Origin of the sequence: Leeuwenhoekiella sp. W20_SRS_FM14, from assembly GCF_052119605.1 — a bacterium.
Taxonomy (GTDB): domain Bacteria; phylum Bacteroidota; class Bacteroidia; order Flavobacteriales; family Flavobacteriaceae; genus Leeuwenhoekiella.
This window is the reverse complement of record NZ_JBGQOK010000006.1, coordinates 62057-74178: the sequence shown is the minus strand read 5'-3', so window position 1 is coordinate 74178 and position 12122 is coordinate 62057. Positions and strand designations below refer to the sequence as shown.

Sequence of the window (12122 nt, the reverse complement as noted above, 5' to 3'; positions counted from 1 at the left end):
AGTTTGAATAGAATCACATCACTTTTCGGTATACAATATCCCATAATTCAAGCCGGGATGATCTGGGCCAGTGGCTGGAAACTTGCCAGTGCTGTAAGTAATGCAGGAGGATTAGGGATTATAGGTGCAGGTTCTATGTATCCTGAAATTTTAAAAGAACATCTTATAAAGTGTAAAAAAGCGACTTCACAACCATTTGCCGTTAATGTGCCTCTTCTGTATCCTGATATAGATAAACTGATGCAAATCATTATTGAAGAAGAAGTCAAAATTGTATTTACAAGTGCAGGTAATCCTAAAACGTGGACTTCTCTCTTAAAAGAAAATGGGATCACTGTGGTGCACGTAGTGAGTAGCGTAAAGTTTGCACTAAAAGCCGAAGAAGCAGGAGTAGATGCGGTAGTTGCTGAAGGATTTGAAGCCGGTGGTCATAATGGTCGCGAAGAGACTACTACATTTACCCTTATACCTATGGTAAAAGAACAATTGACAGTACCTTTAATTGCCGCAGGTGGTATTGCTACAGGAAGAGGAATGCTCGCAGCTATGGTTCTAGGAGCAGATGCTGTACAAATAGGAAGCAGGTTTGTTGCTACACCTGAAGCAAGTAGTCACGTTAACTTTAAAAATAAGGTTATAGCAGCAAAGGAAGGAGATACAGCGTTGACTTTAAAAGAGCTTGCACCTGTACGCTTACTTAAAAATAAATTTTACGATGATGTAAAAGCTCTATATGCCACAGCCCCATCTAAAGAACAACTTGTTGAGCTTTTAGGGAGAGCACGCGCTAAGAAAGGTATGTTTGAAGGAGATCTGGAAGAAGGCGAGTTAGAGATAGGTCAAATTGCAGGGCTAATACATAGCATAAAACCTGCCGCTGAAATCATAGAAGAACTCATAACCGATTTCAATCGTGCTAAAATGGAGTTGGCATTGTTATAGATTAAAATGAGTTTTCATAAAAAATCCGCTCTTACATAAAGAGCGGATTTTTCGCTTTGTTTAATTAGATATTAAATCTATACAGCAGCTTTTTCCCACTGCATAGTTTCAAGAATATCAAGAATCATGGTGTTGTATTCTTTGCTATCTTTTCCTTTTACAGCTAATGCCACATCTACATAGGTGTTGTTGGCTTCGTCTTCGGTATTAATTTTGACAAGATAATGATCTACTTGCATCCCTAAACTATTAGGAGCTTTGTATTTGAACATCTCATAATTGCCTATAAGTTCAGGAGTGGTCTTTTGTACATGTTTTTGAGCGTCATCGTTGTTAACGACGCTTATAGTCATATTAAAACCATCTGTCAAACCACCGTAAAAAGAATTGTCTTCACCAGAATATTTAACCATTACCTGGTTACCTACGACATCTACTGAAGCTTTCTCAGGGTAAATCATAGAAAGTTTCCATTCTTTGTTTAAAGTACCGCTTTTGTAAAGTTCGTATCCTTCAGGAATAACTACAGCCGGAGGAACTGGTTTTTCTAATTCAACTTTAGACTGCGCATTTGCAGCTACATCATTCTTTTTAATATCAGTATTACAGGCTGCTAAAGAAAGTCCTAAAATTGCCGTTGTTGTATATAAAAATAATCGTTTCATCTTATTTGATTTTTAATTGTTAAGCTAAACTAGCAGTATTTTGAGCGCTAGTTTGCCTATGATTTATTAAAAAACCAACTGTAAATGTTAAGCAGTGTTAATAGTAAAATCAAAAAATTTAGATAAATTAATAATATAAACTTCTGAAAATTAACAATATATATTTTTAAGTCTTGATAATTTTTGAATGCGTTAAAGTTTTCTTCAACGTGAATTAATCTTGCTTAAAAATAGAAAAGATGCCTTTTAAGGCATCTTTTCTATTGATGGCTAAATCAATTATTTTAAACAAACTTGTAATTAGATATTCAATCTCAATTGATCGTTTGATATTTAATTATAAGCTTATTTAATAATAGTAATTACACTACAGATAGCTATCCTGTACTATACTGTTCATACAGTTTGTAATAATCTTCTATAAAAAAAACGGATTGAAACTTAATTCAATCCGTTGATTACGTTTTAGCTTTTAATTTTCACAACTTTAGGGAGAGTTGTAATTTATTAAGGCGAAAACTTATTTTAAATTACTATGCTAAACGCTCTAGTAAAATTTCAGCAACTTTTTCTGAAGAAGCAGGGTTTTGCCCTGTAATTAATAAACCGTCTTCTTGAGTATAAACTCCCCAGTCATCACCTTTTGAATAAATACCACCGTTTTCTTTAAGCATATCTTCTACTAAAAATGGTACTACATCTGTAAGTTGCACAGCTTCTTCTTCGGTATTAGTAAATCCGGTAACTTTTTTACCTTTTACTAAAGAATTCCCGTCTGCACCTTTAGTATGTTTAAATACAGCTGGAGCGTGACATACAGCACTTACAGGTTTATTGTTAGCATAAAATGATTCAATTAAAGCAATAGAATCTTTATCTTCTGCTAAATCCCATAATGGACCGTGTCCACCCGGGTAGAAAATCGCATCAAAACCATCCTGATCAACTTCAGACAATTTTGTTGTTGTCGCCAATTTAGCTTGTAAAGCTTCATCTGCGTTAAAACGTTTAGTCGCTTCTGTTTGTGCATCCTCAGCAGAACTTTTAGGATCTATAGGTGGTTGACCACCTTTAGGAGAAGCAATTGTAATTTCAATACCCTTATCGTGAAGCGTATAATAAGGAGCAGCAAATTCTTCAATCCAAAATCCTGTTTTCTCTCCCGTATCTCCTAATTTATCGTGGCTTGTAAGTACAAATAATACCTTTTTCATAATCTTATATATTAATTGCAGCGTGTGCCGCTTATTTATAATTATTTGAGACAAAGGTACTGGCACAACTCTTTAAAAAAATTGATCTATGCTAAGAGGGTGTGTTAAATAAAAGTTGATAGTAATGTACTAAGACAATTTTATCGAGCTCAAGTTTAAAATCTTCTTGTTTTTTATTTTTTATTAAAAAAGTAAGTTGCTCTATCTGATTTTGATCAAACGCATTCATCTGTAATTTGCGACCTCTAAATTGTGGAGTCATTTGACTTAGTTGAATACGTATAATTTCCCACTCTCCGGTTGTTTTAAAGGGATATACATAAGAGTGTGAATTTGAGATTTTGTCTTTTACTCTAAACTGATAATCTTTACCATCACCTTTTAAGTAAAGTTCAATAACCTGTTTAGGATTTACAGAAATAGTAGAAAACGGGAATTGCAGGGATGAAAAGCCACCATTATTTTCTAAAGATATATGCCCTGAAAATTCTCCATAGCCATCCTCATTGAGTTTAAATGTACCCGACGATCTACCTCCCATTACAACATCGTCAACTACTTGCCATGTACTAAGGTCTGCATCTTTTTTAAAATTGAATAGCGTGGTGTTCATAAGTTGAATTATTAGTAAAATGAAGAACCATTTCATAGGAGTTAGGTCTTAATTCATAAAAAAATCTGATCTAAATCGTGTTTTAGCCACCGTATTCAGATCAGATTTGAATAAATATTTAAAGTAAATCGCTCAATAAAGGTGATAGCCTAAAGTCAATACTATAGACATTTTAAATTTTTTCAAGTAATACAATTGTAAATGCGGTGTTTAAGAATATTTTGCCATTTTTAACAGTAGCAGTATTACCGGAGTATCTATCTGTTATAGTCTCACCATCTTTAAAAATAGGAGTAACCGGAATTTCTTTTTCAACTTCTGGTAAATCTAAGCCTACAACAACTGCATCAGTGATTTCATTTTTAGAGTAGGTTCTTGAAAACACGTACGGCTTTTCCTGAAGCATTTTATGGCGCCCGGCACCTACAGAAAGATGATCCCTTCTAAAGGTTCCCAGCTTTTGCCAGTGATTAAGAATGGCTTTGGTTTCGGTTGAATCTAGTTGTGACCACGGCATCATTCCACGTAATGTAGCATCACCGTCTGCACCGGGAATCGTTAAATTGCGGGCGATCTCATCACCGTAATAAATCTGTGATAAACCGGGTGTAAGTAATAATTTAGTTCCGGTTTCGTAAGCTTTACTTCGTTCTTTATCAAAAGGTTGACCATCGTCGTGCGACGTCGCATAATTCAGTACACTTTTACTCTTTAAAGCAGTGTTTAGTATAGAGTCATAGCTGGAGAACATCTGCTCATAATCTCCCATCGCATCATACTTAAATTGAAAATTGATAAGGTTGTCAAAACCGTGTGCAAAATAATCTACTTTTTGATCCCCAAAATCATAATCTCTACCACTACCTATGTTATAATTATAGACTTCTCCTAACATAAAAAATGCACTATCGTCTAAAACTAAATCAGGATTTGTATTTTTCCAGCTGGCAAATGCCAGGTCTGCCTGTGTTCTCATAACAGACCACGCAGCCTCATCAACATGTTTTACGGTATCAACCCTAAAAGCGTCTATGCCTAAATCACGTATATAGTCTGTAAGCCATTTTATGATGTAATTCCGCGGAGTTTTAGCAAGCTCACTGGTTGCAAAAAACGAGTTTAATTCTTCTAATTCTGTATCGTAACGCCCTTCTTTTTTCCATTTTTCTATTAAAAAAGCAGGTAATTCAACCTCTTTGTCGCTTTCGGTTTTTATATCGGGTAGGTTTGCTACCAGTGTACATAGCGTTGTAGCGTCATAGCTGTCATAAGTACACTGGGGTTGTTGTCGTGCCCAATCTTCGCCCCAAAAAACATCAGAATCAGTAACTGGTCCTGTGTGGTTAAGTACAACATCCATCACGATGCGTATTCCATTTTGATGCGCAGTTGTTACGAGTTTTCGCAATTCTTCATAAGTACCAAAGTTAGGATCAAGAGCAGTCCAGTCTTTTGTCCAATACCCATGATACCCGTAAGTTACGCCTGTACCTTCATCAACAACACCGTGCACTTGCTCTACAACCGGAGTAAACCAAATGGCATTAATACCTAAGTTTGTAAAATAGCCATCTTCAATCTTTTGGGTAATACCTGCAATATCACCTCCTTTAAATCCACGTAAAACAGCCGTTTCTTCATCGCGTCCAAAATTGATATCGTTATTTGTGTTGCCATTATTGAAACGATCTGTAAGTAGAAAGTAAACATTGGCAGCTTCCCAGGCAAAAGGTTTTTTAGCTTCCGTTTCTATATTTTCAGGACTTGCTGGTGTATTTTCTGTTTTTGATTTACAACTTAGAAGAGAACAACCTAAAAAGAAGTAGAGTAGTGTGTGTTTCATTTTTCAATCTATTTTTAAAACCGAAAAATAGGCATTAAAGCGCTAACTATAACGCTTTCGATATTGATTTTAGAAGTATAACCTGATTTCTACAACTTGTATAGCTATTTTTAAATACCGTTAGATAAGTCTACTTTTGCGATTAAATTATAAAATCTATGACACGAGTTAAAGCTTGGATTTCTGCTGCAAGGTTGCGTACGCTGCCCTTATCTGTTTCAGGGATACTTGTAGGTAGCGCACTGGCTTATAATACAGGGGCTTTTAGATGGAGCATTTTTGTTCTGGCTTTACTGGCAACTCTGGGTTTTCAAATTCTTTCAAATTTTGCTAATGATTATGGTGATGGTGTAAAAGGCACAGATAATCATGAGCGTATAGGTCCTGCTCGTGCTATGCAAAGTGGTTTATTAACTGCTAACCAACTCAAAAGTGGTATTGTATTTACAGCGGTATTAACCAGTTTATTAAGTCTAGCACTTATTTATACAGCCTTTGGGTCAGATAAGTTTGTACAATCTTTAATCTTTTTTCTATTAGGTCTGTCTGCGATACTTGCTGCTGTTAAATATACAGTAGGGCGTGGGGCTTATGGCTACAGAGGATTAGGCGATTTTTTTGTCTTTATATTTTTTGGTTTGGTTGCAGTCGTAGGTACTTATTATATGTACACGTTAGAACTGCGCAGGGTGGTTTTTTTACCTGCTTTAACAATTGGCTTTCTAAGTATGGCCGTGCTTAATCTTAATAATATGCGTGATCGCCTCTCAGACTCCCGTGTAAAGAAGAATACGCTTGCGGTTATATTAGGTGAGAAAAAGGCAAAAATTTATCATTACAGTTTAATTGGTGGTGCTTTTTTAGCAACATTAATTTTCTTTCAGCTTACAAATACGTTTAAATATTCTGCTATAGCATTTGTGGTTTTTATTCCGTTAGCAAAACATATTAAGGTCGTTAAAGAAAATCACAGCCCGGCGCTTTTAGATCCTCAACTTAAAAAAGTAGCCCTGGCGACATTTTTCTTTTCGATACTTTTTACACTGGGATTTTTATTTTAACAGAACCTTATAAGGTAAGTAGCTAGTGTGATATGCGTGTTTTCGTAAATTTCAGAAATAGAAAAATGAAATTGAAAATACTATGAAAATCACCTATTACGGCCAAAATTGCTTTGGTTTTGAAACTGAAAGCGCAACACTTCTTACAGATCCTTTTATTACCGGAAACGACCTCGCAAAGGATAAAATTGATATTAAAGATTTAAATCCAGATTTTATATTCTTAACGCATGCACATCAAGATCACACCTTAGATGCTGAAGCTATAGCGAAACAATCTGGTGCAACGATTGTAAGTAATTATGAGATTGCAAATCATTATGCTGCAAAAGATTTGAAAACACACCCGATGAACCACGGCGGTAGTTGGGAATTTTCATTTGGTAAAGCTAAATATGTAAATGCAATACACACCAGCTCCTTCCCAGATGGTAGTTACGGCGGTCAACCCGGTGGTTTTGTTTTTAGTATAGATGGTAAGACTATCTATATGGCTGGCGATACCGCGCTAACGATGGATATGAAGTTGATTCCATTAGAGTTTGATCTTGATGTGGCTATTTTACCTATTGGAGATAATTTTACAATGGGAATAGGCGATGCAGTACGTGCAAGTGATTTTATAGAATGTAATACTATTATAGGTTGTCACTACGATACGTTTGGTTTTATAGAAATTGATCACGATGGCGCCAAAAAAGCATTTAGTTCTGTAGAAAAGAAACTTACCTTACTTGAAATAGGAGAATCAATAGAATTATAATAAGCATTTTTGAAAGCAACATATAAAAAATATATTCTAGACTTTAAACGCCCCAGTGGAACATCTCGGGGCGTTCTTAATCAAAAGGAAACCTGGTTTATAAAAATTGAAGAAGAACAAAAGATAGGAATTGGTGAATGTGGAATTCTGCGTGGTTTAAGTATAGACGACCGTCCTGACTATGAAGAAAACCTAAAGTGGGCTTGTGAAAATATTCATCTGGGCGAGCAAACCCTTTACGACAGATTAGTAGATTTTCCTAGTATACAGTTTGGGGTTGAGATGGCTTTTAAATCGTTTAATGCTGCTAACACTTTTGAGCTTTTTCCTTCTGCATTTACGCAAGGTAAAGATGCGATAGCAATCAACGGACTCATCTGGATGGGGACGCCTCAGTTTATGCAGGATCAAATAGCCGAAAAGCTAGCTTCCGGTTTTGATTGTATTAAGATGAAAATAGGGGCTATTGATTTTGATGCCGAAATAAAACTTTTAGAAGGAATAAGAGAGCAATTTTCCGCAGAACAAATAACTCTGAGAGTTGATGCGAACGGGGCTTTTAAACCTACCGAAGCATTACAAAAATTAGAACGGCTTGCAGCTTTAAAGCTTCACTCTATAGAACAGCCTATAAAACAACACCAAGTAAAAGAGATAGCAATATTGTGTGAGAAAACACCGCTTCCTATTGCTCTTGATGAAGAATTGATAGGTGTGTTCGGATATAAGCGTCAGAAAGAGTTACTTCAACAAATTAAACCGCAATACATTATTTTAAAACCCAGTCTTGTAGGAGGTTTTAGAGGTTGCGATACGTGGATTCAGCTTGCAGAGGAGCAAGGCATAGGCTGGTGGATTACTTCAGCTTTAGAAAGTAATGTAGGTTTAAATGCAATTGCACAATATACATTTTCAAAAAACACAACAATTCCTCAAGGTCTGGGTACTGGTGGCTTATACACAAATAATGTATCTTCCCCGTTAGAAATAAAGCAAGGGCAGTTGTGGTATTCTCAACATCAAAGCTGGAGCTTTCAATTTTAATTTATGTTTATAGAATTAGCTTACAAGTCGCTGCATAATTTCTGGAGGTACCTTTTAGGTTCTGTACTTATTATTTTTGCATCAGTTATAGGTCAATTACCGCTTACAGTCGCAGTATTATTTAAGTTGGGGGTCTCGAATATGGACAATCCTGAAGAGCTGCAAAGTTCTATGGAAAATCTAGATCAGAATGCAATAATGGGCGTTCTCGATAAGAACCTAACTTTTTTTCTTATACTTATCTCTTTTGTTTTCGCCCTTGGCGGAATACTGTTTGTCATTAAATTTTTACATCAGCAAAAGCTCAAAGATCTGGTTACTACCCGAGCTAAATTTGATTGGGGAAGAGTTTGGTTTGCTTTTAGTATGATTGCGATCTATACCATCGCGGCGACACTAATAAGCTATTTTTATGCTCCTGAAGAACTGTTAGTTTCCTTTAATCTAGTACCGTTTTTAATACTGGCGGTTATTGCAATTCTTTTTGTGCCTATACAAACGAGTGTAGAAGAATTGGTTTTTAGAGGCTATTTAATGCAGGGATTTGGAATACTGGCTAAAAACAGATGGTTTCCGCTACTTATGACTTCCTTTATATTTGGTGGCTTACATTATTTCAATCCTGAGATAAGTGCTATGGGAGATATCGTAATGGTCTTTTATTTTGGTACCGGTCTTATTCTAGGTATTATGACTTTAATGGACGAAGGTATGGAGCTTGCCTTGGGATACCACGCAGCAAACAATCTTATAACTGCTCTATTAGTAACCGCAGACTGGACTGCCTTTCAGACCGATTCAATATTCAAGGATATTTCAGATCCTACGGCAGGAATCGTTGATGTACTCCCCGTGTTTATCATATATCCCTTATTTCTAGGAATCCTTGCTTTTAAATACAAATGGACCGGATGGAAAGAAAAACTATTTGGAGCTGTAAATGAACCGGAAAGTCCTAAATTAGAAGACCATTTTGTAGCAGATTAAAACAGCTTACGATGTCTAAATATGAAGTACATCCTGAATTTAAACTCAACGGTAAGCCGCTTAAAGCAGCAGGCTTAAAAATACTCGCCGCAGATTTAATTGACAGCGGCGAATTGTATGAGCAGGAGCTTGCTTCATTTATTCTTGACTGGCTTAATGATAAAGATTACGTATTTGTAAATACCTCAGGTTCTACCGGAGCTCCTAAAAGCATAAAGCTTCTTAAAAAGCATATGATTAATAGTGCCAAAGCCACCGGAAAACAGTTTAAGTTAGAGGCAGGTACTTCTGCATTGCATTGTTTGCCTACCCGTTTTATCGCCGGTAAAATGATGTTTGTACGTGCAGTTATTTTAGGTTGGAAATTAGATGTGGTTCCTCCTAAATCTAATCCGCTTGATCAGGTTTTTAAGCGTTACGATTTTTCTGCGATGACTCCCTTTCAGCTTGATAACAGTATTGCACGCTTACATTTATTGAGCAAGCTTATAATAGGTGGCGGGGCATTTTCTGAAACGCTTAAAAACTTAGTAAAAGACAGTCCTGCAAAAATCTATGAGACTTACGGGATGACAGAAACCATTACACATATAGCAGTGCGTAGGGTCAATTCTAAAAAAGCCAAAGATGCAGAGCCTCCTTTTAAAACATTAAATAAAGTTACTGTAAGTCAGGATGACCGTGGTTGCCTCATTATAAAAGCGCCTAAGGTTACAACAGATCCTATTGTTACAAACGATTTGGTTGATCTCGTCTCCTATAAAAAATTTCACTGGCTAGGCCGCATAGATAATGTGGTAAACAGTGGGGGTATTAAATTGTATCCAGAGAGTATTGAGAAAAAACTTACGCTTCAGATAGATGTAAATTTTCTTGTCGCGGGTATCCCTGATGATAGGCTGGGAGAGCGTTTAATTCTTATTATGGAATGTGACAGTTTTGATGCTTCAAAACTCAATTTTGAAGTTTTAGAAAAGTATGAGGTTCCTAAAGAGTTATACTGTGTTCCTAAATTTGCACGTACTCCTAATGGAAAAATTAAACGTAGTGAGATTATAACGGGCTTAAAACCAGAATACAAAATTTAAATTAAGGATTGAATCAGATTCTTGGCAGGGAACTTGATATTTCATTTATCAAATTCTAAAGCTCAACTCTGATGAAAAAAATTACACTCTTAATTATGCTCCTTTTTATTACAGGAGCAAGTCTTGAAGTTTCAGCGCAAAATAAAATTATGTTATCTGGTCAGGTAACAGGCGAAGGTCAACCACTTGGCGGTGTTCGTGTCTTAAGTAAGATAGGCAGTCACAAAGGCATCACAGATTCTAATGGAAATTTTACCATTAAAACACAGATAGGTGATGTCTTGACCTTTCAATTTATTGGGTATACCACAAAAACTGTAATAGTCAAAGACACCCAATTTTTAAAGGTCGTTTTAGAATCTTCTGAGGCTTTAGAGGAAGTTATTGTAAGTGAGAATGAACCTGTAGAAGAAATTGCTTTTATGAGTTACTCGCAAGGCTTTCACTCAAAAATTGCTCCTGTTCGCGGTATTTATCACCATCAGGATTTAACTGAGAGCTACGCAAGAATAGACGAAAATCAATTTAAACATGTGAGTACGAGTCCGCTTTCTACATTTTCGATAGATGTAGATCGTGCAGCCTATAGTAACATTCGTAGAATGATTAATAATGGTCAGGATATCCCGGCAGATGCCGTGCGTATTGAAGAAATGATCAATTATTTTAATTATGACTATGAGCAACCTAAAAACAGAGATCCTTTTATGATGAACGCTGAGGTTGCAAATACTCCCTGGAATAGCGAAACCCAATTGATTAAAATAGGAATTAAGGGAAAAGAAATTCCCACAGGTGATTTGCCAAGTTCAAATCTTGTTTTTCTTTTAGATGTGTCCGGGTCTATGAATAACCCTAATAAATTACCTCTTTTAAAAGCAGCGTTTAAAATACTGGTAAATCAACTAAGAGAACAGGATAAAGTGGCTATTGTAGTTTATGCGGGAGCTGCGGGTACGGTTTTAGAGCCTACAAACGGGTCTAATAAAACAGAAATTTTAAATGCCTTAGATAAGCTTGAAGCAGGCGGAAGCACAGCAGGTGGCGCAGGTCTTAAGCTTGCCTATTCTTTAGCTGAAAAACACTTTATAGATGACGGAAACAACCGCATTATTTTGGCGACAGACGGGGATTTTAATGTAGGTCTAAGTAGTGATCGCGAGATGGAGGATTTAATCGAAGAAAAAAGAGCTTCGGGTATCTTTCTCACGGCATTAGGTTTTGGGATGGGTAATTATAAAGATTCAAAATTAGAAACACTGGCAGACAAAGGCAATGGTAATTATGCCTATATAGATACGATGCAGGAAGCCCGGAAAGTACTGGGGACCGAGTTTGGTGGTACTTTATACACCATAGCAAAAGACGTTAAAATACAGGTAGAATTTAATCCTGCTTTGGTAAAAGGGTATCGTCTTATAGGTTACGAAAACCGCTTGTTAAATGATGAAGATTTTAATGATGACACAAAAGATGCAGGCGAAATAGGAAGTGGGCATACCGTTACCGCGCTTTACGAAATTTTACCGGTAGGTAAAGATTCTCCATTTTTAAAAGCTGTAGACGATTTAAAGTATACAAATACGACAACTAGTTCTACTGGTAAATCTAATGAGTTAGTGACGGTTAAAATTAGATATAAAGAGCCTAATAGTGATGTGAGTAAGCTCATTCAAAAGGTTGTTAAATCAGACTCGAAGAATATAAGTAATGCTTCAGAAGATTTTAATTTTATAGCAAGTTTGGCGCTATTCGGTATGCAACTAAGAGACTCACCATTTAAAGGCGATGCGCCTAAGTCTATGACACTGAGTCTTGCTGAACGTGGTCGCGGAAAAGACAAGGAAGGGTTTAGAGCAGAATTTATAAGGCTGGTTAAGGCCGCTAATTAATATTATTTTT

At 36.2% G+C, this 12122-nt stretch carries 11 protein-coding genes; 7 read left to right on the top strand and 4 right to left on the bottom strand.

From position 1 onward, the window contains the following. Positions 1-3 precede the first annotated feature (3 nt). Positions 4-942 carry an NAD(P)H-dependent flavin oxidoreductase gene (locus ACEN25_RS11500; protein WP_441803041.1) on the top strand — a complete coding sequence of 313 codons (939 nt, stop codon included), beginning with the start codon at positions 4-6 and terminating at the stop codon, positions 940-942. Positions 943-1019: 77 nt separating this feature from the next. Here the strand turns inward: ACEN25_RS11500 and ACEN25_RS11495 are convergent, their stop codons facing one another. The 4 genes from ACEN25_RS11495 to ACEN25_RS11480 form a co-directional block, all read right to left on the bottom strand. Continuing rightward, a complete protein-coding gene (locus tag ACEN25_RS11495; protein WP_441803040.1) occupies positions 1020-1607 on the bottom strand; it encodes a hypothetical protein in 588 nt (195 codons plus the stop codon). A gap of 533 nt (positions 1608-2140) precedes the next feature. Continuing rightward, positions 2141-2821 carry a type 1 glutamine amidotransferase domain-containing protein gene (locus ACEN25_RS11490; RefSeq protein WP_441803039.1) on the bottom strand — a complete coding sequence of 227 codons (681 nt, stop codon included), beginning with the start codon at positions 2819-2821 and terminating at the stop codon, positions 2141-2143. A gap of 91 nt (positions 2822-2912) precedes the next feature. Continuing rightward, on the bottom strand, positions 2913-3434 hold the full coding sequence (locus tag ACEN25_RS11485) for a CIA30 family protein (RefSeq protein ID WP_441803038.1): 522 nt from the start codon (positions 3432-3434) through the stop codon (positions 2913-2915). Positions 3435-3606: 172 nt separating this feature from the next. Beyond that, the gene (locus tag ACEN25_RS11480) at positions 3607-5277 is read right to left on the bottom strand and encodes an alpha-amylase family glycosyl hydrolase (RefSeq protein WP_441803037.1); all 1671 of its coding nucleotides are present in this window, start codon (positions 5275-5277) and stop codon (positions 3607-3609) included. Positions 5278-5435: 158 nt separating this feature from the next. On the opposite strand from ACEN25_RS11480, the gene menA reads away from it, so the two are divergent. The 6 genes from menA to ACEN25_RS11450 all read left to right on the top strand — a co-directional run bounded on the left by menA (position 5436) and on the right by ACEN25_RS11450 (position 12112). Then, positions 5436-6338 (top strand): 1,4-dihydroxy-2-naphthoate octaprenyltransferase, encoded by a 903-nt coding sequence (gene menA / locus ACEN25_RS11475; protein WP_441803036.1) that lies wholly within the window; start codon positions 5436-5438, stop codon positions 6336-6338. An 82-nt stretch (positions 6339-6420) separates the two neighbouring features. After that, positions 6421-7101 (top strand): metal-dependent hydrolase, encoded by a 681-nt coding sequence (locus ACEN25_RS11470; protein ID WP_441803035.1) that lies wholly within the window; start codon positions 6421-6423, stop codon positions 7099-7101. Positions 7102-7110: 9 nt separating this feature from the next. Next, positions 7111-8145, top strand: a complete 1035-nt coding sequence (locus tag ACEN25_RS11465) for an o-succinylbenzoate synthase (protein WP_441803034.1) — start codon at positions 7111-7113, stop codon at positions 8143-8145. Positions 8146-8148: 3 nt separating this feature from the next. Beyond that, positions 8149-9132 (top strand): CPBP family intramembrane glutamic endopeptidase, encoded by a 984-nt coding sequence (locus ACEN25_RS11460; protein ID WP_441803033.1) that lies wholly within the window; start codon positions 8149-8151, stop codon positions 9130-9132. A gap of 11 nt (positions 9133-9143) precedes the next feature. Next, entirely contained in the window at positions 9144-10220 is a 1077-nt protein-coding gene (locus ACEN25_RS11455) for an AMP-binding protein (protein WP_441803032.1), read from the top strand. Positions 10221-10291: 71 nt separating this feature from the next. Continuing rightward, a complete protein-coding gene (locus ACEN25_RS11450; RefSeq protein WP_441803031.1) occupies positions 10292-12112 on the top strand; it encodes a YfbK domain-containing protein in 1821 nt (606 codons plus the stop codon). The last annotated feature ends 10 nt before the right edge of the window (positions 12113-12122 follow it).